Source organism: Saccharopolyspora sp. NPDC045839, from assembly GCF_056431645.1.
Map to the genome: position 1 here is coordinate 24,017 of NZ_JBWKKH010000001.1, position 23,240 is coordinate 47,256.

The following is a 23,240-nucleotide window of genomic DNA, read 5'->3' on the forward strand; positions in this document are numbered from 1 at the left end:
TTCTTGGTTGTTTTTCTTTTCCTGGCCGAGAGGGGGGGCTGGGCGAGGAACGGCAAAAGGGCTGAACCGGGAGAAGGTGGGGGGGGGGGGGGTGGGGGGGGGCCCCCCCCCCCCCCCCCACCGCGAAGCTCCGACCGACCGCGTTCGAGGTGTGTGCCGTCGCCGGTCGAGATTTCGGCCCGCCGCTGCCGGGCATCGCGGTCGAGTGCCGGACCGGCATTGCGCAGCGGGTAGGCTCGTCGAAGATCTCTACGAGCTGTGGAGTTGAGCCTCCCCCGATGGCGAAGTCCAAGCGCAGGCGCGATCCGGATGAGCGGCCGCGCCCCCAGGTGAAGCCCGTTGTCTGGGTTTCGGCCGCGCTCGGTCTTCTCGCGCTGGCGCTGGCGGCCGTGGCGGTCCCCCTCAACACCGTGGCGCTCGGGATGCCGTTGGCGTTGGCGTTCCTGCTCAGCATCGCCCAAGCCGGATCGATCGGCATCGCGCTCTTCTACCCGCGGCCGGCGACCGTCCTCTCCTGTTCAGCCGTCTTCCTGCTCGCGATGGCGGCCCGCAGCGACGATCCCGCGGCCATCTGGCCGGTCTCGGTGACGACGCTGATCGGTCACGGGCTGCTGATCAGCGTGCTCGGCGTGCACCAAGCGTGGCCGGCCGGCCTGCGATGCTGGCTCGGTGGCGTCGCGGCAGCTGTCGGGGCTGCCGTGCTCGTGCCGCAGAGCGTGCCGGCGAATGCCGTGGCGGGAAACCTCATCCTGTTCGGCGCGGTCACCGGTGGCGTGTTCGGCGGCGCGCTGGTGGTGCGGCAGTGGCGGCAGATCTCCTCGCAGCTCGTGCAGGAACGCAGGCTCAGCGCCGACGAACACGCCAAGCGCGTGATAGCCGAGGAGAAGACGCGGATCGCCCGCGAGCTGCACGACGTGATCGCGCACAGCATGTCGCTGATCAACGTGCAAGCGACCACGGCGCAGTACCGGCACCCGAACCTCGACCCGCGGCTCATCGTGGAATTCGACGAAATGGCGGCGGCGTCCCGGCAGGCGTTGGGCGAGATGCGCAGCGTGCTGGGCGTGCTGCGCAACGGCCAGACCGGCGGCGAGCTGGTTCCGCAGCCGGGTTTGGCCCGCATTCCGGAGCTGATCGACAGCGCCGGCCGCGCGGGCGTGGACGTTTCCGCGCACGGCACGGAGTTGCTGGAAGACGGGACGGGCAACGAGATCGCGGGCATCGCGGCGTTCCGCATCGTGCAGGAAGCGTTGAGCAACGTGACCAGGCACGCCCCCGGCGCGCGCACCGAGGTGCGTTTCGCCCGCTCCGGCGGTGAGCTGACGATCACCGTGCGCAACAGCGCCCCGGACCGGGCGGTGACCCCGGTGCAGGGCGGTGGGCACGGTCTCGTCGGCATGCAGGAGCGGGCCGCGGTCGTCGACGGGAACGTCCACTTCAGACATCTCGACGACGGCGGCTACGAAGTACGAGCGGTTCTCCCGCTGCACACGGCTGGAAACGATTCGCAGGAGCGGGAAGACCAGTGACCATCAAGGTGATCGTCGTCGACGACCAGGCCATGGTGCGAGCCGGGTTCGCCGCCCTGCTCGACGCCCAGCCCGACATGGAGGTGGTCGGCGAGGCGGAGAACGGCGCGCGCGCGATCGAGATCAGCCACAGCCGCCAGCCGGACGTCGTCGTGATGGACGTGCGGATGCCGGTGCTCAACGGGATCGACACGACGCGGCAGCTGATGCACCCGCCCGCGGGTGTCGGGCACGTGCCCCGCGTGCTGATGCTGACGACCTTCGACATCGACGACTACGTGTACGAAGCGATCCGGGCGGGCGCCAGCGGCTTCCTGCTCAAGGACGCGCTGCCTGCCGATCTGGTTTCGGCGGTGCGCGTGGTCGCCGGTGGCGAGGCGCTGCTGGCACCGACGGTCACGCGCCGGATGATCGAGCACTTCGCCCGGTCCGCCCCGCCACGGCAGACCACCGCACCGCGGCTCGCGGCACTCACCGAACGGGAGCGCGAGGTGCTGGTCCTGGTCGCGCAAGGGTTTTCGAACAACGAGATCGCCGGAGCGTTGTTCATCTCCGAGCAGACCGTCAAGAGCCACGTCAGCCGCATCATCGGCAAGCTGGGGGTCCGCGACCGGGTGCAGGCCGTCATCGCCGCCTACGAATGCGGGCTGGTCTCCGCCACCGGCGCATGATGCGCCAAGGCGCAGTACCGGGGTGGTAGTGGTCGCCCCACCCCCTACCGCGGTAGGGGTCCTGAATGCGCTCCCAGGACGGACGCGATCACGGCCGCCGAATTCATACGCTTTTTCCGGTCCGGAATTCGTCCGGACTTTTTCACGGGAGAAGCGACAGTGGCCAATCTGCGCACACCTTTTGCACCGGCACCGGCACCGGCACCGGCACCGCCTGGCGGCCCGGGACCATCCCGCGACCGAGTTCTCGATCTGGTCAGATCCGCCTGCCTGGTGGTGGTCGTCGTCCTGCACGCCATGATGGCGGGCATCGAGGTCGGCGCGTCGGGCATCCAGATCACGAACGCCCTGGAGAACCAGCGGTGGTTCACCCCGATCACCTGGATCATCCAGGTGATGCCGTTGTTCTTCGTCGTCGGCGGATTCGCCGGCATCACGCAGTGGCGCCGGATGCGCGACGCCGGTGCGACGCCGGCCGATTTCGTCCGGACCCGCCTCATCCGGCTCGCCCGGCCCGCACTGATCGCGTTCGCGGCGATCGCAGGCGCGCTGGCGCTGGCGAGCGCGGCCGGGGTCTCGCCGGACCTGCTCGCACAGCTCGGGTTCCGGATGGGCCAGCCGATGTGGTTCATCGGCGTCTACCTGGGGACGTCCGCGCTGGTCCCGCTGATGTGCCGGCTGCACGAGCGAGCGCCGCGGGCAACGCTTGCGCTGCTCGTCGCGTTCGCGCTCGGCGTCGACGTGCTGTCGATCGCCACCGCTTCGCCGGCGATCGGGTTCGCCAACCTCGCGTTCGTCTGGCTGGCCATCCAGCAGATCGGGTTCTGGTACGCCGACGGCTGGTTCCGGTTCCGGTCCAACAGCCTGCTGCTGGGTGTGGCGCTCGGCGCGTTCGCGTTGCTGCTGACCGGCACGACCACCGGCCCCTACCCGGCCGACATGCTGGCCAACCTCAACCCGCCGACCATCAACCTGGTGCTGCTCGGCGTCGTCCAGGTGTGCCTGCTGTCGCTCGTCACCGCTCGCCTCGCGGTCCACATGGGACGGCCGCGCCTCCGCGCCGCAGTCGACGTGATCGGCAGGCATTCGCTGACCATCTACCTCTGGCACATGCCCGCCGTGGTGCTGCTCGCCGCCGTGCTGCTGGTGCTGGGATTCCCCTGGCCGGAGCCGCTCGGCGCCGCGTGGTGGCTGACCCGGGGCCCGTGGTTGGCCGGGATCGCACTGGTCCTCATCCCGCTCGCCGGCCGCCTTGGCCGATTCGAGCGCGGGACCACCGGGCCGCCTCGTCGAACGCCCGGGCTCGCCGCGGCCGGTGTGGTCATCGCCATCGCGGCCATCGTCACGGTGCTGATCGCGGGATTCACCACCGTTTCAGCAACGACCGCTGCGCTCCTGCTCCTGGTAGCGCTGCGCCTGCAACACTCCTCGAAGCGTTCGCCGGTCGCCAGGAACACGCATGAGCGCGCGCACTACCGCGATCAGACCGACGCCACCGGTTACGTCCATTGTGGACTCAAGCTGGACGTTCCGTCAGCCGGCGGAGTCGGCACTGTCCGATTGCGGCACGGGATCCCCCGGGGACGTGAAAGCCGCTAGCAGCGTCGCCGCGATGCAGCGCGTGGAGTGGAAGTCGATCTCGCCGTACGGCGAGCAGCGCGACGGCCGAGATCATGGTCAGCCGCGACCACACCTCCTGGGGCCGACGGGGGAAGATCGTGCTGGCGGAATTCGCGGTCAGCCCGGCCAACCCCGATGAACTCGTCGCCACCACCGAACGGCATCGACGTCGGGGGCCGGGTCCAAGTCAGCACCGACGGTGGAACGTCCTGGACACCGCGCGGCCTGCTCTCCAGCGCACCGCAGGTGATGAGAGTCGCCGACGGGCGGCTGCACGTCGCGACCGAGTCCGATCCGATGACGTCGACAGACGGCGGGCATCTTCACCGCGCGAGCTCCGTCGGGGCTGATCGCGGGAACGCCGCAGGCGTTCATGTGCGCACGGGACGAACCCGTATCCTCGGCCGCAGGAGCAGGAGGTTCGGCATGCAGGGTCTGGGAGAGCTCGAAGGCGCCGTGATGGACGTGCTGTGGCAGTCCGCGGAGCCGATGACCGTTCGCGAAGTCCTCGCGGAACTCAACAACACGCGCGATCTCGCCTACACGACGGTCATGACCGTGCTCGACAACCTCCACAAGAAGGGGTGGGTCGAGCGGGAGCTGCACAACCGCGCATACCTCTACACCCCGGCCGAAGCCCGCGAAGCGGCAGCGGCCCGGGCCATGCGCGAGCTGCTCGAATCCAGCGGTGACCCGGAGGCCGTCCTGCTGCACTTCGCCCAGTCCGCGTCCGAAGACGAAACGGCCGCCCTGCGGCGGGGCCTGCGGCGGCGGCCCCGGCGATGATCCTCGCGTTCGCCCTGCTCCTCGGCGTCGGCATCGTCGCCGGCTACTCCCCCGGCCTGCTGGACCGGATGATGGCGCGGCGAATCGATCCCCAGGTCGTGCTGGCGACCTGGGTTGCGCTGGTGGCGACGACGTTCCTCACGGTCGTAGCCGCCCTGGTCGTGGTCCTGCTGCCCGCCCACGGGCCCACATCCCTGCTCATGGAGTTGGTCCACCACTGCTTGACCGCCGTGCAACACGGTGCGCTCCCGCAGTTCCACGCGGTGACGGCACTGCTGCTCCTGCTCGGTCTCACCAGCCTGCTGCTGCTCGTCAGCGTCAGGCTGATGCACCACGTTCGGCGGCAACGCCGGATGCACCAGCGGCAGCTCGAACTGCTGCGGGTCGCCGCGCAGCCCGAGGCCGGCCCGTTCCCCACCATGTGGCTGCCGCACCCGAAACCCCTGGCCTACAGCGTTGCCGGAACACCGGCGTTCGTGGTCGCCACCGACGGCGTCCGGGAAGAACTCTGCGCGGGCGACGCCGCCGCGGTCATCGAGCACGAACGCGCCCATCTCCACGGGCGCCACCACATGCTGGTCGGCCTGGCCGAAGCCCTCGCTCGTTCGGCACGGTGGATCCCGCTGATGCGCCACTCCCCCGCCCTGGTGCGCACGGCCGTCGAACTGGCCGCCGATCGCGCCGCGGCGCGTCTGCACGGTGCCGGCTCCGTGCGCTCGGCCCTGCTGATCATGTCGGGTTGCCACGGCGGTCCGGCCACTCCCCAGCACGCCCTGGGCATGGCCGACAGCGCCGTCGCCCTCCGCTTGCACCACCTCGAATTCCTGGGGCCCTGCGCGCCACGGGCCAGGCGCGCGCTGGCCTCCGGCATGGCGGGGCTGACCGCCGCACTCCTCCCGGCGCTCGCGGGCCTGGGCATCCTCGCCAGCCTCGCGATGATCACGTGCCCCATCCTGTTCGAGATTTGACCTGCATCGGCGGAACCCGCGATTTCTCAAGCCTGGTAGGACATCGTCGTCATCATTCCGGCTTCGCCGTGGTAGGCGTTGCGGCAGTGGATCATCCACTGGCCGGGGTTGTCCGCCTCCAGCGTCTTTATCGGGAGCACGATCGAGGTGTCCTTCCGCGGCCCGGCACCCCGCCCAGTCACCACTTGGTACGTGTGCCCGTGCAGGTGCATCGGGTGGAACATCATCGTCCTGTTCACGAAGCGCAGCCGGACCCGCTCGCCCTGGCCGACCGGAAGCGGTCGGCCTTCCTCGAAGGTCTTGCCGTTGATCGTCCACCGGTACGGGGCCGACATGTCCATCCCCAGCTCCAGCCCGTGCGTGCGGTCCGGGCCCCGCGCCGGTAGCCGGACCGGTTCCGCAGCGACGAGGGACCCTGCTGCGAGGAGCCGACCGTCCAGCTCCGCCGGACGCACATCGGGCGCCGGGGGCGTCCCGGATCCCGTGCGCACCAGGGCGAGCCCTTGCCCCTGCTTGCCCTCCGCGGACGCCACGAGCGGGAAGACGCCATCGCCCGCGGTGATCACGGCGTCGTAGCGCTCACCCATGCCGATCAGCAGGGAGTCGGTCTCCGCCGGCTGGACCGGGAACCCGTCGGTGTGGGTGATCATCATCCGGTGGCCGCCGAGCGCCACGCGGAACGCGGTGTCCGACGCCGCGTTGATGATGCGCAACCGCAGCCGCTGCCCCGGCCGGGCGCCGATCGTGCTCGGCGCGGTCGGCACCCGCCCGTTGATCAGGTAGTGCGGGTAGTCCACATCGCCCGCGTCCGACCCCAGCGGGCCCGCGTTTCCGCCCGTGCTTCCGTGATCCATACCGCCCATCCCCGCCATCCCGCCGTGGCCCATGCCGCCCATCTGCATGCCCTTGGCCGTCAGCTCGGCGAGCTTCGCGTCGGGATCTCCGGCAACGCCGTCCAGCCAGTCGTCGAGGACGACGACCGCCTCGGCGTCGTACTGCCCGGGCTCGTCGGGATCCTCGACGATCAGCGGCGCGTAGAGCCCGCGGTCGAGCTGCACGCCGACGTGCGGGTGGAAGAAGTAGGTCCGCGGATCCGGCACGGTGAACTCGTAGTCGAACTTCGTGCCAGGCCGGACGGCTTCCTGGGTCACGCCGGGCACGCCGTCCATGTCGTTGTTGACTCGGTGGTTGCTGCCTGAGATGGGGCCAGGGCGGTGAAGTTTCGGGGGCTGCAGGCCGTGGCTGCGGACGACACGACCTGCGGTACAGGTCAGTCCGCCGCAGACTCAGCCTCTGGCAGCGCCGGATAGTCGGTCGGGTAGAGCCCGGCCGCGAAGCCGTACACCACATCGCCTCCGCGCGGCAGTTGTGCGTAGTCATTGGCGAGCTCCAGGACCCGCGCCCAGAACTCGCGGGCCTGCTCCTGCGGGATCCGAACATGCCGCACGATCGAGGACAGTTGATCTGCCTGGTGCGCCGGGACCGACTCGGCTGCGGCCGTGGCGAGATCGTTGTTGCAGTACGGAGTGACGCCCCCGGCAGTCGGGCTGACCGTGCCGACACGGAAGATGCGCGCGGTGCGGCCGTAGAAACGCTCGTCGATGGCCCGCACCCGGCGGGTCCGCACGACCTTCAGCAACTGGGCATCGACCAGGACGCTCACGTGGTGCGCGACCGTGCTCTTCGGGCGGTCCAGTGCGCTGGCCAATTCGCTCACAGTGGCGGCGCGTTCGAGGAGCAGCTCGAGGATGGCGTTGCGCACTGGGCTGGCCAGCGCGTGGAGCTGGGCCGGGTCTGACACGTCTGTGACGTCGGCGAGATCGTAGTCGGGAAGGGTATTGTTCGGCACCTCTCGATTATTCTAAAGTTTCGGATCATTCGCTACTGGTGAGCAAGGGGTTGGGCATGACAGAGGTCGTACTGTTCCATCACGCGCAGGGGCTGACCCCCGGCGTCGCCGCTTTCGCCGACGAACTGCGCGCCGTCGGCCACACCGTCCACACGCCCGATCTCTTCGAGGGGCGTACCTTCGGCTCCCTTGAGGAGGGTTCGGGCTACGTCGAGCAGATCGGCTTCGGCGAGATCACCGAGCGTGGCGTCCGCGCGGCCGAGCACCTGCCGCAGGACATCGTTTACGTCGGCTTCTCGCTCGGTGTGCTGCCTGCCCAGAAGCTGGCGCAGACTCGGTCGGGCGCGCGGGGCGCGCTCCTGTTTCACGCCTGCATCCCTGTGTCGGAGTTCGGCGCGGCTTGGCCTGACGGTGTGCCTGTGCAGGTGCATGCGAAGGAAGCCGATCCGTTCTTCGCCGAGGACGTCGATGCTGCTCGCGCGCTCGTCTCCGATTCCGCTGACGCAAAGATGTTTCTGTATCCCGGAGACCAGCATCTGTTCGCGGACCATTCGCTGCCGTCCTACGACCCGGACGCTGCCAAGCTCCTGACCCAGCGGACGATCGAGTTTCTCGGCTCGAGCTAGGGCGCGTATCGAGTCGTGATCAATCTGCGGGTTCGGGACTCGCTCCGAGGCTCTGATCCGGTAGATCGTTTTGTGTGACTCGTGTGCAACTGACGGACGAGGAGTGGGAGTTCATCGAGCCATGACGCGCTACGTGGTCGATGCCAGGACCTTGCTGCACATCGTGTCGACCGGTGTGCAGATCAGACCCGATCACCAGCTTGTCGCACCAAACCCGGTGCGGTCGCAGGCACTGTCGCTGCTGTTCGAACAGGTCAGCTGCGGCGAGCTCGACGAGGTCGAGGCATTGCGAATGCACGAGCGCCTGACCGAGGTAAAGATGCGGCTGCTGGGCGACCGGGTCTCCCGTCGCACAGCCTGGCGGATCGCCCGGGAGCAGGGGTGGGACACTATCGGGGACGCCGAATACCTTGCCGTGACGCGGCTTCAGGCCGATGCGCTGGTCACGATCGATGAGGCATTGGCTCGTCGGGCGGATGGCATCGTTCCCGTGGCGTCGCTGGACGCTCTGAGTTCCACGTAAGGCGTTCGCAAGCGATCACTCCGGCGATCGCCGGAGCGGCCTACCCGAGCTGGGGGTCGACCATTCTTCGGGGTACATATCGGCCCGGGAGGATCGGTCCACCCGAGGCCGGCCGCACCGTCCGGACGCCGGGCGGCCGCCGTGCGTCCCGTCACATCCCGCCCGATCGGGTACCCCCCGGGGTATGGTCGGCACGGGAGGCGAAAGACATGCAGATGAAACCCGAACTCCTGGGCGACGCCCTGGTCCGCCTTCGACGCGCGCAGGGCCAGCTGGCCGGCGTCATCGAGGCGATCGAAGAAGGCGACGACTGCGCGGCGGTGCTGACCCAGCTCGCCGCCGTTTCCCGCGCCCTGGACCGCGCCGGCTTCAAGATCGTGGCCAGCGGCATGCGGTACTGCCAGCAGGCGCGGGACAGCGGGGACGAACCCCCGATGACCGAGCAGGAGCTCGAACGGCTCTTCCTCGCCCTCGCCTGACGACCGGCGCGACCTCGCCCAGCGCACAGGTGCGCCCGAACCATACCCCCCGGGGTATCGGAGGTGAATCGAAGTGACAGCAGCGCCCTCACGACTCGCCGGGCTCCGCGTCGAGGTCGTCGAAACCTCGTCGCTGGGCGACCGCAGCTACCTGGCCACCGACGGACGGCGCGCGGTGGTGATCGACCCCCAGCGCGACGTGGACCGCATCATCGCCCTCGCCGGTCGGCTGGACACGCGGATCGTGCTGGTCCTGGAAACCCACGTCCACAACGACTACGTCTCCGGCGGCCTGGAACTCGCCCGGCTGACGGGAGCCGAGTACGGCATCGCCGCGGCCGACGACGCGCCGTTCACCCACCGCCCGCTGCGCGACGGCGACCTGCTCGACGTCGCCGACGGTTTCCGGGTGCGCGCCGTGGCCACGCCCGGGCACACCTTCCACCACCTCTCGTACGTGCTGGAGAGCGACGGCGCACCGGTCGGCGTGTTCACCGGCGGATCCCTGCTCTACGGCACGACCGGGCGCACCGATCTGCTCGGCGAGCAGCACAGCGAAGAACTCGCCCGGCACCAGCACAGGTCGGTCCGGAAGCTCGCCGACCTGCTGCCGGAGGGCACCCGGATCTGGCCCACGCACGGATTCGGCAGCTTCTGCTCGGCGACCCAGGCCGACGGCGACTCGTCGACGATCGGCGAGCAGCGTTCGGCCAACCCGGCGTTGTCGCTGGCCGAACAGGACTTCGTCGACACCACCCTGGCCGGCTTGGACGCCTACCCCGCCTACTACGCGCACATGGGGACGCGCAACATCGCCGGCCCCGAGCCGCTGGACCTGCGCGCGCCCGCCGAGGCGACGCCGGCAGACCTCGCCGAACGGTTGCGGCGCGGCGAATGGGTCATCGACCTGCGGTCCCGCAAGGCCTACGTCGACACGCACCTGGCGGGCACGATCAGCCTCGGCCTGGACGGGCCGATGGCCACCTGGCTGGGCTGGATGATCGACTGGGGCGCGCCGATCACGCTGGTCGGGGAGTCGAGCGAGCAGGTCACCGACGCGCAGCGGGAGCTCGCCCGCATCGGCATCGACCACTTCGCCGCCGCCGCGACCGGGCAGCCCGCGGAGCTGGCCGCCGACGAGTCCCAGCTGGTGAGCACCCCGGCCGCCACGTTCGCCGAACTGGCCACCGCGTTGGCCGGCGCACCCGGCGAGCTCCCGAGCGCCGATGTCGTGCTGGACGTCCGGACCAACAACGAATGGCGTGCCTCGCACGTCGAAGGCGCCGTGCACATCCCGCTCTACGAGCTGGCGGACCGGTTGCCGGAGATCCCGGCCGGATCGGTGTGGGTGCACTGCGGCAGCGGATACCGGGCGACCGCCGCGGCATCGCTGCTGGAATCCGCCGGGCGGACCGCCGTCGTCGTCGACGACGCGTTCGCCGCCGCAGGCCCGGCCGGGGTTCCCCTGGTCACCGCGGCATGACGACACATTTCGGCAGAAGGAGGACCATGACCGGCTCGTTATCATCCACTGTAGACGTTTCCCGTGCTCGCGCGCTGCTCGAAAGCGAACCCCGGGCGCGGCTGATCGACGTTCGCACGCCCGGCGAGTTCGCCGCCGCGCACATCCCCGGCTCCTACAACGTGCCGCTCGACCTGCTGCGGGAAGCCGACCTGGCCGCCGGGCACGACGACCCGGTGGTGCTGGTGTGCGGTTCCGGCGCCCGGGCCGAGGACGCCCGCACCCTGCTCGCCGCCGCCGGGCTGGGCCGGCCGGCCGTCCTCGCCGGCGGCATCAACGCGTGGGACCAGCAGGGCGCCCCGGTCGCGCGCGGAACCGGCAGGTGGGCGATGGAACGCCAGGTGCGGCTGGTCGCCGGATCGCTGGTGCTGACCGGCGTCCTGGGCAGCGTCGTCGCGCCGAAGATGAAGTGGCTGGCCGGATTCATCGGTGGCGGGCTGACGTTCTCCGCGCTGAGCAACACCTGCGCGATGGCGCGGGTGCTCTCGCTGCTGCCGTACAACCGGACTCCGGCGCAGGACGCGCCGACGCTGCTCGCGGCGCTGACCGCGGACGACGCACCGGCCCGCTGAGCCGATGCTGCCGGCCGTCGTTTTCGGCGCCGTGATCGGCCTTTCCGTGGGCCTGCTCGGCGCCGGTGGTTCCATCCTGGCGGTCCCGGCGCTCGTCTACGGTGTCGGGCAGCCGCTGAGCACCGCGATCCCGACCGCGTTGGTGGTGGTCGCCGCGTCGTCCATCGGCGCGTTGTCGTCCCGGGCGCGGCTGCGCGCGGTGCAGTGGCCGGTGGCGCTGGTGTTCGGCGCCGCCGGCCTGCCGGGGACCTTCGCCGGCACGGCCCTCGGCCGGGAGTTCCCGCAGCGCTGGCTGTTGTTGGCTTTCGCGGCGCTCATGGTCGTCGTGGCCGTGCGCATGTTCACCGGCAACGACGAGCACACGGGCGCGTGCCGGATGCCGGATGGCGGTATCGATCACCGCCGCTGCCTGCCGAAGTCGGCAGCGGCCGGAGCCGGTGTCGGCGTGCTCACCGGGCTGTTCGGCGTCGGCGGCGGCTTCATCGTCGTCCCGGCGCTGTCCGTGTTGCTCGGCCTGGCCGCGCCGCAAGCCGTGGCCACCTCCCTGGTGGTGGTGCTGATCAACGCGAGCAGCGGGCTGCTCGCGCACATCGGCACCGCGGGCGGCCTCGATGTGGGCGTGCTGATCGCGTTCGCCGGTACCGCGATGCTCGTGTCGGTGGCCGCAGGCAGGTTCGCGGCTCGCCTCCCGGCAACCACCGTCCGCCGCGCGTTCGCCTGCGTCGTGCTGGCCGTCGCGCTTGGAGTGGGCATCTCGTCCGGACTCGATCTGCCCACCGCAGGCTGAGGGCCGAGCACGGCACCCGACCGGCTTCACATCGATGCGGCGCTTTTCGTTCGTGGAACCTCGTCAGCGAGCTGCGTCGTTCGGTGGGCGGGCGATGAACCGTCCGTTGTCGGGCGGGAGCAGGTTTGGCCGAACGGGAGCGGGCGGATCAGGCCGCCGGCTTGCGGGCGACGAGCCTCTCGACGATCCCCAGCTTGAAACGATCATGCTGCTCGATGCTGAACCCGGCGGCCCGCACGTGCTTGATGGGGCGACGCCGGAAGTTCTCCCCGCCCACCGGGATCGTGACGACTTCCAGCAGCCGCTGCACAACCCGAGCCGGCCACGACGTGCTCACCACGTGGTCGGCCAGGAGCAACCGTCCGCCCGGCCGCAGAACGCGCTTCATCTCCCCGACGGCCACCCGATCATCTGGAATCGCGCACAGGGAGAACGTGCAGACCACGGTGTCGAACGAGGCGTCCGGGAACTCGAGCCACTGGGCATCGCCGACGCTCAGCGCGACCTCCCGGCCCGCCTCTTCCGCACGACGGCGCGCGTGGTCGAGCATGCCCGGGCTCAGATCGACCCCGGTGAGTCGCACGTCGTCGGAGTACCAGCCGAGGTTCAGCCCGGTACCGACGGCGACTTCGAGGACCTCGCCTTCGGCTTGCCCGCACAGCCACTGCCTCGTGTCGCCGAAGAACTTCCGATCCATGAACCCCATCTGGCGGTCGTAACCACGGGAGTGCCGGTCCCAGTAGCGCCGCAGCCGATCGAGGTTCGCCTTGCCCGGCATAACAGTCTCCGTCCCGGTCGCACGTGAGCACCGCACTGACACGGCCAAGCTACTTCCAACGGCCGGGCAGCGCCCACAGGAAGTCGTACCCGATTTCCGTCCGGGCCCGGCGCGAGTTCGCGCGCCCGGATCTCCGGAATCCACATTGGACGCACGCGGAGTGCCGCCTCGCCGACCGGATCGACCGGCGAGCAACCCGTCCGATCGAGCTATCCCCGCGGACTTGACCGACATACCCCAAGGGGGTATAAAACTGATGTCGCCGATACCCCCCAGGGGTAGAAGCGGTGACGAACCGGACGACATGACACCGAGGAGCTCCTGATGGCCGAGTCCACCTACACCGTTGTCGGAATGACCTGCGGGCACTGCGTGCAGTCGGTGACCGAGGAGGTCGGCAAGATCGGCGGCGTCTCCGACGTGGCCGTCGACCTGCCCACCGGCTCCGTCACCGTGACCAGCGCCGAGGCGATCAGCGACGCCGGCGTGCGGGCCGCCGTCGAAGAGGCCGGCTACGAGCTGGCCCCCAGCTGACCTCCACCCCCGATCGGGCCGGGAACCCGCCCGGGCTCCCGGCCCGGCCAGCACAGCGAGGAATCATCATGAACACAGCAGGCAAGCTCTCCGCCTACGGTGCGGCGCTCGCCCTGGTCGCCGGTGGCGCCTGGGCGACCGGTACCGCCGTCGGTCCCTTCACCGCCATGTCCGCCCCGAGCGGTCACGGCGACATGCCCGGCGGTGAGGTCGCCGGGCACGGGGACACCCACAGCGGCACCGTCGCGGAGACCGCCCTGCCCGGCGGACTGGCGTCGTCCAGGGGCGGCTACACCCTCGCGCCCACCGACACGACGCAGGACACCGGCACCACCGAGCCCTTCTCCTTCCGGATCCTCGGCCCCGACGGCAACGCGGTCACCGGGTTCGACGTCGAGCACGACAAGCGGATGCACCTCATCGTGGTGCGCCGCGACACCGCGGGATTCCAGCACCTGCACCCGGAGATGGCCGCGGACGGCACCTGGACCGTCCCGCTGAACCTGCCCGAAGCCGACAGCTACCGGGTCTTCGCCGACTTCACCCCGACCGGCGCCGCTCCGGCCACCCTCGGCACCGACATCGCCGCCGGCGGGGCCTTCGAACCGCGCGACTTCGCTCCTTCCCGGGTCGCAGAGGTCGACGGCTACCGGGTCCAGCTGGACGGTGAGCTCGTCCCCGGCCAGGCCTCCCCCGTCCGGCTCGCGGTCGCCAAGGACGGCCGGCCCGTCACCGACCTGCAGCCGTACCTGTCCGCCTACGGACACCTGGTGGCACTGCGCGATGGCGACCTGGCCTACCTGCACGTGCACCCCGAGGGAGCGCCCGGCGACGGCAGGACGGCACCCGGCCCGGAGATCGACTTCGTCGCGGAAGTACCCACCGCTGGTACCTACCGGCTGTTCCTGGACTTCCAGCACAACGGCGTCGTGCGCACCGCGGAGTTCACCGTGGACGCCGCGGGCGGCACCACCCCGGAAACCCAGCGCGGTGACGGCCACGCCGGCCACGACGGCTGACCGAAGAACTTGAGCAGCGAGGAGAGAACGGCATGACCGCCACGGAACGACCCCCGCAAGTCACCAGCGAACTCGAACTTTCGATCTCCGGCATGACGTGCGCCTCTTGCGCGGCGCGCATCGAGCGCAAGCTGAACAAGCTCGACGGCGTCGCGGCGACCGTCAACTACGCCACCGAGAAGGCGAAGGTCAGCGTCCCGGAAGGCATCGACCCGCAACAGCTCATCGCGGAGGTCGAGGCCGCAGGATACGGCGCGACCCTGCCCAGGACCGAACAGGACAGCGGCCCGGCGACCGAGCGGGACGACGAGGAAGCGGACTCGACCCGAACCCTGCGGCAGCGGCTGATCACATCGGTCGTGCTGTCCGTGCCCGTGATCGCGTTGGCGATGGTCCCGGCCCTGCAGTTCACCTACTGGCAGTGGATCTCGCTGACGCTGGCCGCACCGGTGCTGGTGTGGGGTGCCTGGCCGTTCCACAAGGCGGCGTGGACGAACCTGCGCCACGGCGCGGCCACGATGGACACCCTGGTCTCCATGGGCACCATCGCGGCGTTCCTGTGGTCCCTGTACGCGCTGCTGTTCGGCACCGCGGGCACGCCCGGCATGACGCACCCCTTCGAGCTGACCATCCAGCGCACCGATGGTGCGGGCTCGATCTACCTGGAGGTCGCAGCAGGGGTGACGACGTTCATCCTGGCCGGGCGGTACTTCGAGGCGCGGTCGAAGCGGCGCGCAGGCGCGGCGTTGCGGGCGTTGCTGGAGCTCGGCGCGAAGGACGTCGCGGTGCTCCGCGACGGCCGCGAAGTCCGCATCCCCACAGGCGAACTCGCCGTCGGGGACCGGTTCGTCGTCCGTCCCGGCGAGAAGATCGCCACCGACGGCGTGATCGAAGAGGGCAGCTCGGCGGTCGACGCCAGCATGCTCACCGGCGAATCCGTCCCGGTCGAGGTCGGTCCCGGCGACAACGTCGTCGGTGCCACCGTCAACGCCGGCGGTCGACTGGTGGTGCGGGCGACCCGGGTCGGTTCGGACACCCAGCTCGCCCAGATGGCCAAGCTGGTCGAGGACGCGCAGACCGGCAAGGCCGCCGTGCAGCGGCTCGCGGACCGGATCTCGGCGGTGTTCGTGCCGATCGTGATCGCGCTGTCGGTGGGAACGCTGGCGTTCTGGCTGGGCTCGGGCACCGGACTGGCGGCCGCGTTCACCGCCGCCGTCGCGGTGCTGATCATCGCCTGCCCGTGCGCCCTGGGCCTGGCCACCCCGACCGCGCTGCTGGTCGGCACCGGCCGCGGCGCGCAGCTCGGCATCCTGATCAAGGGCCCGGAAGTGCTGGAGTCCACCCGGCGCATCGACACCGTCGTCCTGGACAAGACCGGCACCGTCACCACCGGCCAGATGGAACTGATCGACGTCCACCTCACCGCCGGCACCGACCGCGACGAGGTCCTGCGGATCGCCGGGGCGCTGGAGAACGCCTCCGAACACCCCATCGCCCGCGCCATCGCACGCGGCGCGGAGCGGGCGGTGGGCGAGCTGCCCGCGGTGGAGGACTTCACCAACGTCGAAGGCCTGGGCGTGCAGGGCATCGTCGACGGGCACGCGGTGCTGGTCGGCCGCTCGGCGCTGCTGGCGGAGTGGAGCCAGCCGCTGACCGCGGAGCTCGCCGCGGCGAAGGCCGCTGCGGAGGCAGCAGGCCGCACCGCGGTGGCGGTCGCCTGGGACGGGCAGGCCCGGGCGGTGCTGGTCGTCGCCGACACGGTCAAGCCCACCTCGGCGCAGGCCATCGCGCAGCTGCGGGAGCTCGGCCTGACGCCGGTGCTGCTCACCGGCGACAACGAGGCCGTCGCCAGGTCCGTGGCCGGGCAGGTCGGCATCGACGAGGTCATCGCCGAGGTGCTGCCGAAGGACAAGGTCGACGTGGTCACGCGCCTGCAGGGCGAGGGCAAGGTCGTGGCGATGGTCGGCGACGGCGTCAACGACGCCGCGGCCCTGGCCAAGGCCGACCTCGGCCTGGCCATGGGCACCGGCACCGACGTCGCCATCGAGGCCAGCGACCTGACGCTGGTCCGCGGCGACCTCCGCGCCGCCGTCGACGCCATCCGGCTCTCCCGCCGCACCCTGCGCACCATCAAGGGCAACCTGTTCTGGGCCTTCGCCTACAACGTGGCCGCCCTCCCGCTGGCCGCAGCGGGACTGCTGAACCCGATGATCGCCGGGGCGGCGATGGCGTTCAGCTCGGTGTTCGTGGTCAGCAACAGCCTGCGGCTGCGCGGCTTCCGCAGCACCGCGGGAGACCCGGCCGACCTCGCCCCGGTCATCGACCGGCGGGAACCGGTGACCGGGCGCAACTGACCGCCCGGGCAGAACGGGCCACCACGCTGGACGTGGTGGCCCGTTCGGCTTTTCGCACCGCAGCGACGCCGTTCTTCCCGGCCTGCTTCCCACTGAGGTTTTCCAGCCTCGTTTTGCGTGGCGGTGCGGGTGGCGGAACCTCAGAGGCTCCCTGGTCTTTGGGTGCCCTGACTGATGTATGCCCAATCCGGGAACGGGGCGACATCGCGCCGAGCGCCCCATTCCGCCGTTCACCCCACGATGCGCCGGGCGCCGATGTAGTGGCCGTCCCCCTTCGCCGACCGCACGTCCACCAGCTGGCCTTCGGTGGGCGCGTCGATCATCTTCCCGCCCCCGACGTACATGCCGACGTGGTGAATGGCCGAGGGGTTGCCGCTGCCGTCGTCGAAGAAGATCAGGTCTCCCGGCTGCAACTGGTCCTTCGACACCGGCCGCCCCACACCCCACTGGGCCCGGCTGTTGCCCGGAATGGTGACCCCGGCCTGCTTGTACGCCCAGTAGGTCAGGCCGGAGCAGTCGAACGTGCTGGGCCCCTTGGAACCCCAGACGTACTCGGAACCTCGCTTCGACAAGGCCGCCTGCAGGGCGGTGTTCGCCGCACCGGGCGGCCCGAGGTAGCTGCCGGTGTCGACCGGCCCCTTCAGGCCGGCCCTTTCCCCGGAGCTCAACGCGTTCATCGCCTTGCGCAGGTCGCCGACCTGCTTGTCCAGGTCCTGCTTGCGTTTTCGCACGTCCTCCAGGAGCCTGGCCGCCGTATCGGCGGCCTCCTGCGCGCGTCGCTCGGCCGACTCGGCCGTGCCTCGAGCCTCCGCGGCGCTCACGGAGGCGCGGGCGTACCCGCCCAGGACTTCGTTGTCGTCCGCGGCCATCACCTCGAGAGCTGTGGCGCGGTCGAGGAACGCGTCGGGATTCTCGCTGGCGAGCAAGGCCGAGAGCCCGTTGAGCCGCGAACCGCGATATGCCGCACCCGCGAGCTCGTCGACCCGGCCCCGCAGGCGCGCTTCGTCCGCCCGGCTCTGCTGCTCAACACTCCTGGACGCGGTCGCTTGCGCCTTCGCGGCGTCGAGTTCGGCCTGCTTCCTGTCGAGTTCGTCCTGAGCGACGAGAACGTCCTCATTCGCCTTGCTCGCATCCTCGCTCAGCTGCTCGTAGCGCCTCATCTCGGCGGAACCGCTTGCCGGAACCGACGGCTGCGCGACTGCGGGCAAGGCCACCGACACTGCCGTCACGGCCACCGCGGAGGCCGAGATCGCACTCCGCATCGAACGCTTCAACTGGCGCAAAGCCACGCTGGACCGCTCTCCTTCGTCCCTACGGGCTCCCGCCGGCGGCCGGTCGGGCACATGGCCCCAGCCGCCGGGAAAGCCTGCACTCGAGTCGTCGATGTGGGCTCCCCGCAACCCGGGGAGCGGGACCCGCTCGACGATCGAACACTCGTCTACTATTCGTATTAGTACTCAATCTACTAGCTCACCTAGTAGAAATCCAGAGTGTCACGATCCGAGCTTCGTCGTCCACTGTCGACACAGGACGCCGTCCGCCAGATAGCGTTGCCGCACAAGAAAGAACACGTCATCGGCCAATGCCAACCCCGCCGAGCAGCGACCAGCAGCACGCGCTACAGTCGTCACTGTGCGAGCTCAGCCTTTCACCGTCCGCCACATCGGCGGAGCTTGGTCGTGCATCGCGCTTTTCGTGTTGACGGCGTTCCTCGCCACGCATGTGGTGATCGGACTCGACCCAGCGCACTCCGCCGCCGTCCATGCGGGCGCCTACGCCTCGAACCTCCCAAGCCAGGAGTGCGACAACAGCCGGCACCCAGGCGACGACGGCACCACGCAGCACGGCCCGATCGACTCGCATTGCGGGCTTTCAGCACGGGACATCTCGCCGTTCCTGGACACGGCCGCGCCGGAACCGGAGGCGTGGCCGCCCTTCCCCCGCAGCGACCGCGGGTGGATTTCGCTCGCGAGTTCCTCGCACCCGGCACTACCGCCGAGCGGGCGTCAGATCCTCGCCTCCTCGTGCACCTCACGAACGTGATCAGCGTTCGCTTTCCACGCTGATCACGATCACCGTGCCCTTCCCAGCGCGACCGGGGTCCTCCTGGTCACGCCGGACCGGCACGCCTTCCTGCCCTGCGCCTCAACGCGCAGCGATCCGAGGGACACGAATGGATACCCTGCTCCCATCCGCGCGAACCGATGCCGCTCTCGCCCAGCTGGCGAGGAACTCCGCTGCTCCCGTCACTTCGAACACCATCGACACGACGGTCGGGAACACCCCGGTGCTGTGGATCGACCGGCCGTTCAACCGAGCGGGCTGCGGTTTCTGGGCGAAACTGGAATGTCACAACCCGGGTGGTATGAAAGACCGGCCCGCACTGCACATGGTGGAACGGGCCCGCCAGCGCGGTGAGCTGGCGCCCGGCGGCGCGATCGTCGAGTCGACCAGCGGCACCCTGGGACTGGGCCTGGCGTTGGCCGGTATCCGGTACCAGCACCCGGTCACCCTGGTGACCGATCCGGGCATGGAGCCGATCATGCACCGGATGCTGCGGGCCTACGGGGCCCGCGTCGATGTGGTGGACGAACCGCACGCCACCGGAGGATGGCAGCAGGCGCGCCGCGAGCGCGTGACCGAGCTCCTCGCGGAGAATCCCGGCTCGTTCTGCCCCGACCAGTACAACAATCCCGACAACGTGGACGGATACGCGTCGCTGGCGTTGGAACTGGTGACCCAGCTCCGCAGGCTCGACGTCCTGGTGTGCTCCGTCGGAACCGGTGGTCATTCGGCGGGCGTCAGCAGGGTGTTGCGAACGTTCTTCCCCGAGCTGCGCCTGGTGGGCGTCGACACCATCGGCTCGACGATCTTCGGCCAACCTGCGCGCCAGCGCCTCATGCGCGGCCTCGGTTCGAGCATCTACCCGCGGAACATCGACTACGACTCGTTCGACGAGGTGCACTGGGTCGGCCCGAGCGAAGCCGTGTGGTCGGCGCGAGAACTGGCGGCCGCCACCTACGCCAGCGGCGGCTGGAGCGTCGGCGCGGTTGCGCTCGTCGCCGGCTGGATCGCACGCACGGCAGGACCGGACACCCGCATCGCGGCGGTCTTCCCGGATGGGCCACAGCGATACTTCGACACCGTGTACAGCGATGAGTACTGCGCTCGACACGGTCTTCTGGGGACGACTCCGCCCGAAGATCCGGACTCGATCGGGCACCCCGGGCAACGCGAAGTGACCCGGTGGACGCGGTGCGAGCACGTGTCGAACCCGGCCGGAACCGCGCCTGCCGGAGGTGGGCTGTGATCCGGACGCTCCGCCAGTTCCGGTCCTTCAGCCGACCGGTTCAGCTGCTCGTCATCAACCAGTTCACCATCAACCTCGGCTTCTACATGCTCATCCCCTACCTGGCCGCGCACCTGTCCGACGGGCTGGGCCTGGCGACCTGGCTGGTGGGGCTCGTCCTCGGGGTCCGCAACTTCTCGCAGCAAGGCATGTTCCTGATCGGCGGCACCCTCGCCGACCGCTTGGGCTACAAGCCGCTCATCCTCGCCGGATGCCTGCTGCGGACGGCAGGATTCGCGCTGCTGGGCGTCGTGGACTCGGTCCCGGCGCTGGTACTCGCCTCGGCTGCGACCGGCTTCGCCGGGGCCTTGTTCAACCCGGCCGTGCGCGCCTACCTCTCGCACGATGCCGGTGACCGACGAGTAGAGGCGTTCGCGCTGTTCAACGTCTTCTACCAGGCCGGCATCCTGCTGGGCCCGCTGGTGGGGATGGTGTTGACCGGCGTGGCGTTCCAGCTCACGTGCTTCGTCGCCGCAGCCGTCTTCGCCGTTCTGACGATCCTGCAAGCCCGTGCTCTGCCACAACGCAGGGCGCAGCGGGCGGACTCGCCTGCGGGCCCCGGTCCGTCAGTCCTCTCGGACTGGCGAACGGCATTCTCCAACGGGCCGTTCGTCATGTTCTCCGTCGCGATGATCGGCAGCTACGTGCTGACGTTCCAGGTCTACCTGGCTTTGCCCCTGGAGGCTCGCCGATTGGCGGGCGAAGGCCTGCCCGGAACGGCAACCGTGGCAGCGCTCTTCGCGGTGTCGGGAATGCTGGCGATCGCCGGGCAAGTGCGCATCACCGCGTGGTGCAAGCGGCGATGGGAACCTGGCCGATGCCTCACCGTCGGCCTGGTGCTGATGAGCGCGGCGTTCCTCCCGCCATTGATCACCGCGGGCTCGCCCAGCGCAGCCGGGAGCCTCTCCGCGGCCGAAGTCGCCGTGCGAGCGGTCCCGCTCCTGCTGTCGGCGGCACTCCTCGCGCTGGGCCAGGTCATCGTGTTCCCCTTCGAGATGGAGACGATCGTGACGCTGGCGGGCAACCGGCTCGTCGCGACCTACTACGGGCTCTACAACACGGTCTGCGGCGTGGGCATCATGGCCGGCAATCTCCTGACCGGTAGCGCGCTGGACATCGCCCGATCGTCCGGGTTCGCCATGCTGCCCTGGCTGGGCATGGCGGTCATCGGCCTGTGTTGCGCCGCCGGCATCAGCACGCTCGAACGGGCCAGTCGGCTGAGCGCGGTCCCGCAACCCGCGCAGGGCTGAACGGGCGACACCTGCTGGTTCCGGGGAGGCCGCTGGAGAAGTCATGGCTCCGGCGGCCTGCCGCTCGAAACGGCTGCTCGTCGTCACACTCGAGTCGGCCCGCACCGGGAGCCGGACAACGCCGCAGCGCCACCCGCGAACGGTCGGCTATGCCCGGCGGGCGGTTCGGAAGCGCTGGGCGCCCTCATCCAGGTCGACGATCGGCTGCGGGTAGTCCAACCGCCGCCGGATGCCGGGGTCGAGACGCCAGGGCTGGTGCACGGCGCCGCCGTCGATGCCGCGCAGCTCCGGCACGTAGCGGCGCACGTAGTCGCCGTTCGGGTCGTAGCGCTTCGCCTGCGCCAACGGGTTGAGGACGCGGTTGGGGCGGGTGTCGGTGCCGGTGCCCGCGACCCATTGCCAGTTCAGCTGGTTGTTGGCGATGTCGCCATCGACCAGCAGATCGAGGAAGTGCCGGGCTCCCCAGCGCCAATCGATGTACAGCGTCTTGGTGAGGAAGCTTCCGGCGATCAACCGGGCCCGGTTGTGCATCCAGCCTTCGCGAGCCAGCTGGCGCATGCCGGCGTCGACGATCGGGTAGCCCGTGCGACCCTGCTTCCACGCCTCCAGCGCGCGCTCGTCGTGGCGCCACCGGTCGCCTCGAGACCGGTAGTCGTGTTGCGAGGCCGCTGGTCGAGCGGCCAGCACCTGGTGGTGGAAGTCGCGCCAGGCGATCTGCCGCACGAACGCTTCGGCGCCGGGACCGCCGGTGCCGACCCGGTCGATGAGTTCCACTGAGGACAGACAGCCGAAGTGCAGGTAGGGCGACAGCCGCGACGTGTTGTCCGCCGCCAGATCGTCGTGGTCGTCCGCGTAGTCGCGCACCGACCGGGTCCACTCGTCGAACAAGCGCCGCGCCGTGCTTTCCCCTCCGACGGGCCGGTCGGGCGAGGTCTCGCCTGCGCACAGCTGCGTTGCCGAGGGAATCCGCCCCGCGCTCAAACGGGGCATCGCCAGGCGGCCGGGTGGTCCGAGCGGGCGGCGCTTCGGCGCCGTCGACCAGCGGCGGTAGTACGGGGTGAACACCGCGAAGTGGTCCTTGCCCTGGGGTGTCACCTCTCCCGCTGGTACCGCGGTGATCACGGCCTCGTGCACCACCAGGTCACGGCCCTCGGCCGACAGCGCACGGTGCAGCGCCCGGAGGCGGCGCTGGGCATAGCCGCTGACGTCGGCGGCCACCTGCACCTCGTCGGCACCGACCTCCTCCGCGACCCGGCTGACCTCCGCCACCACCGAACCGCGGCGGACGACGAGCCGGCCGCCAAGCTCGCGAAGTCCCGCATCGAGGTCGGCCAGGCTCTCGGCGAGGAACGCCGCCCGGTTCGGGCACGGGTGGTCGCTGCCGATGATCGCCTCGTCGAGCACGAACAGCGGAACGACGCGAGCCGCCGCGGCGGCCGCGGACAGCACGGGATTGTCGTGCACCCGAAGGTCCCGAGTGAACAGGGCGATCGAAACCCCGGCGTTCCCCATCGGGTACCTCCGCATCCGACCTGACTCGCGGCGGTCGGCCCACCGCAGGCCGGCGATGGGCCGAGCCCAGGATAAATCCGTTGACGCGAATCCGGTCGATCGCGGTTTTCCGTTGGAGCAACGCTTGTTCCCACCACGCGACATCGCCGTGCTCCGGATCGGCCACCATCAGTTCCGCGATGAGAAATCGGATTACCTCACCGCGGTCGGCCGGATCGTCGTCGACTTCCAGGAGCGCCGCCGTTCCGAACCGGTTCCCGACGAGCCCGACAACACCAGCCTGAAGCCGCCGTCCTCGGTGTCCCATCGACGAACCAGGGGCGGCTCCGCCAGTGAACCACTTTTGAATCGCACACTCGTGCTCATCGACTTCGATCGTGATCGTGCCTGCCGGCAACACGTTCCGGGTCTTGGACTCATCCGGCAGCCCCTGGGGGCCGGTCCATCGCCGCCCATCGAGCGTCTGCGGCCCGGCGCACTACTCAGGCCGAATGCGGACGTGCCATGAGTAG

The 23,240-nt window shown here is 70.0% G+C and carries 23 protein-coding genes; 18 read left to right on the plus strand and 5 right to left on the minus strand.

Going from position 1 to position 23,240, the window contains the following annotated elements:
- The first annotated feature begins 278 nt into the window (after nt 1–278).
- The 5 genes from AC07EQ_RS00105 (at nt 279) to AC07EQ_RS00125 (ending at nt 5,574) form a co-directional block, all read left to right on the plus strand.
- The gene (locus AC07EQ_RS00105) at nt 279–1,529 is read left to right on the plus strand and encodes a sensor histidine kinase (RefSeq protein WP_478385649.1); all 1,251 of its coding nucleotides are present in this window, start codon (nt 279–281) and stop codon (nt 1,527–1,529) included.
- Nucleotides 1,526–2,200 (plus strand): response regulator, encoded by a 675-nt coding sequence (locus tag AC07EQ_RS00110; protein WP_478385650.1) that lies wholly within the window; start codon nt 1,526–1,528, stop codon nt 2,198–2,200. Before AC07EQ_RS00105 ends, AC07EQ_RS00110 begins: the two co-directional genes overlap by 4 nt.
- 159 nt (nt 2,201–2,359) lie before the next feature.
- Nucleotides 2,360–3,799 (plus strand): acyltransferase family protein, encoded by a 1,440-nt coding sequence (locus AC07EQ_RS00115; RefSeq protein ID WP_478385651.1) that lies wholly within the window; start codon nt 2,360–2,362, stop codon nt 3,797–3,799.
- Between the two features lie 447 nt (nt 3,800–4,246).
- On the plus strand, nt 4,247–4,606 hold the full coding sequence (locus AC07EQ_RS00120) for a BlaI/MecI/CopY family transcriptional regulator (protein WP_132487928.1): 360 nt from the start codon (nt 4,247–4,249) through the stop codon (nt 4,604–4,606).
- Nucleotides 4,603–5,574: a M56 family metallopeptidase gene (locus AC07EQ_RS00125; protein ID WP_478385652.1), complete on the plus strand. Its 972-nt coding sequence runs from the start codon at nt 4,603–4,605 to the stop codon at nt 5,572–5,574. The genes AC07EQ_RS00120 and AC07EQ_RS00125 overlap by 4 nt, the downstream gene beginning before the upstream one ends.
- A 26-nt stretch (nt 5,575–5,600) precedes the next feature.
- On the opposite strand, the gene AC07EQ_RS00130 is transcribed toward AC07EQ_RS00125, so the two are convergent.
- Together AC07EQ_RS00130 and AC07EQ_RS00135 are read right to left on the minus strand one after the other, a co-directional pair.
- Complete coding sequence (locus AC07EQ_RS00130; protein ID WP_478386222.1) at nt 5,601–6,848, minus strand: multicopper oxidase family protein; 1,248 nt, start codon at nt 6,846–6,848, stop codon at nt 5,601–5,603.
- Nucleotides 6,845–7,423 (minus strand): ArsR/SmtB family transcription factor, encoded by a 579-nt coding sequence (locus AC07EQ_RS00135; protein WP_478385653.1) that lies wholly within the window; start codon nt 7,421–7,423, stop codon nt 6,845–6,847. The genes AC07EQ_RS00130 and AC07EQ_RS00135 overlap by 4 nt, the downstream gene beginning before the upstream one ends.
- Nucleotides 7,424–7,479: 56 nt before the next feature.
- Here AC07EQ_RS00135 and AC07EQ_RS00140 point away from each other — a divergent pair, with 56 nt between their 5' ends.
- The 6 genes from AC07EQ_RS00140 (at nt 7,480) to AC07EQ_RS00165 (ending at nt 11,932) form a co-directional block, all read left to right on the plus strand.
- Complete coding sequence (locus AC07EQ_RS00140) at nt 7,480–8,049, plus strand: dienelactone hydrolase family protein (protein WP_478385654.1); 570 nt, start codon at nt 7,480–7,482, stop codon at nt 8,047–8,049.
- A 121-nt stretch (nt 8,050–8,170) separates the two neighbouring features.
- Complete coding sequence (locus AC07EQ_RS00145; RefSeq protein ID WP_478385655.1) at nt 8,171–8,572, plus strand: hypothetical protein; 402 nt, start codon at nt 8,171–8,173, stop codon at nt 8,570–8,572.
- Between the two features lie 209 nt (nt 8,573–8,781).
- On the plus strand, nt 8,782–9,051 hold the full coding sequence (locus AC07EQ_RS00150; RefSeq protein WP_478385656.1) for a metal-sensitive transcriptional regulator: 270 nt from the start codon (nt 8,782–8,784) through the stop codon (nt 9,049–9,051).
- Nucleotides 9,052–9,124: 73 nt separating this feature from the next.
- Nucleotides 9,125–10,534 carry an MBL fold metallo-hydrolase gene (locus AC07EQ_RS00155; RefSeq protein ID WP_478385657.1) on the plus strand — a complete coding sequence of 470 codons (1,410 nt, stop codon included), beginning with the start codon at nt 9,125–9,127 and terminating at the stop codon, nt 10,532–10,534.
- Between the two features lie 26 nt (nt 10,535–10,560).
- A complete protein-coding gene (locus tag AC07EQ_RS00160) occupies nt 10,561–11,145 on the plus strand; it encodes a rhodanese-like domain-containing protein (protein ID WP_478385658.1) in 585 nt (194 codons plus the stop codon).
- Nucleotides 11,146–11,149: 4 nt separating this feature from the next.
- The gene (locus tag AC07EQ_RS00165; RefSeq protein ID WP_478385659.1) at nt 11,150–11,932 is read left to right on the plus strand and encodes a sulfite exporter TauE/SafE family protein; all 783 of its coding nucleotides are present in this window, start codon (nt 11,150–11,152) and stop codon (nt 11,930–11,932) included.
- 148 nt (nt 11,933–12,080) lie between these two features.
- On the opposite strand, the gene AC07EQ_RS00170 is transcribed toward AC07EQ_RS00165, so the two are convergent.
- Nucleotides 12,081–12,710 (minus strand): class I SAM-dependent methyltransferase, encoded by a 630-nt coding sequence (locus AC07EQ_RS00170; protein ID WP_478385660.1) that lies wholly within the window; start codon nt 12,708–12,710, stop codon nt 12,081–12,083.
- Nucleotides 12,711–13,034: 324 nt separating this feature from the next.
- On the opposite strand from AC07EQ_RS00170, the gene AC07EQ_RS00175 reads away from it, so the two are divergent.
- From AC07EQ_RS00175 to AC07EQ_RS00185, 3 genes are all read left to right on the plus strand, one after another.
- A complete protein-coding gene (locus AC07EQ_RS00175; protein ID WP_478385661.1) occupies nt 13,035–13,244 on the plus strand; it encodes a heavy-metal-associated domain-containing protein in 210 nt (69 codons plus the stop codon).
- Nucleotides 13,245–13,312: 68 nt separating this feature from the next.
- Complete coding sequence (locus AC07EQ_RS00180; RefSeq protein ID WP_478385662.1) at nt 13,313–14,263, plus strand: hypothetical protein; 951 nt, start codon at nt 13,313–13,315, stop codon at nt 14,261–14,263.
- A gap of 32 nt (nt 14,264–14,295) precedes the next feature.
- Nucleotides 14,296–16,617 (plus strand): heavy metal translocating P-type ATPase, encoded by a 2,322-nt coding sequence (locus tag AC07EQ_RS00185; protein ID WP_478385663.1) that lies wholly within the window; start codon nt 14,296–14,298, stop codon nt 16,615–16,617.
- Between the two features lie 230 nt (nt 16,618–16,847).
- Here AC07EQ_RS00185 and AC07EQ_RS00190 read toward each other — a convergent pair whose 3' ends face one another.
- On the minus strand, nt 16,848–17,879 hold the full coding sequence (locus AC07EQ_RS00190) for a C40 family peptidase (protein WP_478385664.1): 1,032 nt from the start codon (nt 17,877–17,879) through the stop codon (nt 16,848–16,850).
- A 370-nt stretch (nt 17,880–18,249) separates the two neighbouring features.
- On the opposite strand from AC07EQ_RS00190, the gene AC07EQ_RS00195 reads away from it, so the two are divergent.
- The 3 genes from AC07EQ_RS00195 to AC07EQ_RS00205 all read left to right on the plus strand — a co-directional run bounded on the left by AC07EQ_RS00195 (nt 18,250) and on the right by AC07EQ_RS00205 (nt 21,216).
- The gene (locus AC07EQ_RS00195) at nt 18,250–18,660 is read left to right on the plus strand and encodes a hypothetical protein (protein ID WP_478385665.1); all 411 of its coding nucleotides are present in this window, start codon (nt 18,250–18,252) and stop codon (nt 18,658–18,660) included.
- Nucleotides 18,661–18,790: 130 nt separating this feature from the next.
- Complete coding sequence (locus AC07EQ_RS00200; protein WP_478385666.1) at nt 18,791–19,927, plus strand: PLP-dependent cysteine synthase family protein; 1,137 nt, start codon at nt 18,791–18,793, stop codon at nt 19,925–19,927.
- Nucleotides 19,927–21,216 carry an MDR family MFS transporter gene (locus AC07EQ_RS00205; protein ID WP_478386223.1) on the plus strand — a complete coding sequence of 430 codons (1,290 nt, stop codon included), beginning with the start codon at nt 19,927–19,929 and terminating at the stop codon, nt 21,214–21,216. The genes AC07EQ_RS00200 and AC07EQ_RS00205 overlap by 1 nt, the downstream gene beginning before the upstream one ends.
- A gap of 147 nt (nt 21,217–21,363) precedes the next feature.
- Here the strand turns inward: AC07EQ_RS00205 and AC07EQ_RS00210 are convergent, their stop codons facing one another.
- A complete protein-coding gene (locus AC07EQ_RS00210) occupies nt 21,364–22,728 on the minus strand; it encodes a cryptochrome/photolyase family protein (protein WP_478385667.1) in 1,365 nt (454 codons plus the stop codon).
- A gap of 55 nt (nt 22,729–22,783) precedes the next feature.
- On the opposite strand from AC07EQ_RS00210, the gene AC07EQ_RS00215 reads away from it, so the two are divergent.
- Entirely contained in the window at nt 22,784–23,236 is a 453-nt protein-coding gene (locus tag AC07EQ_RS00215; protein WP_478385668.1) for a hypothetical protein, read from the plus strand.
- Nucleotides 23,237–23,240 lie beyond the last annotated feature (4 nt).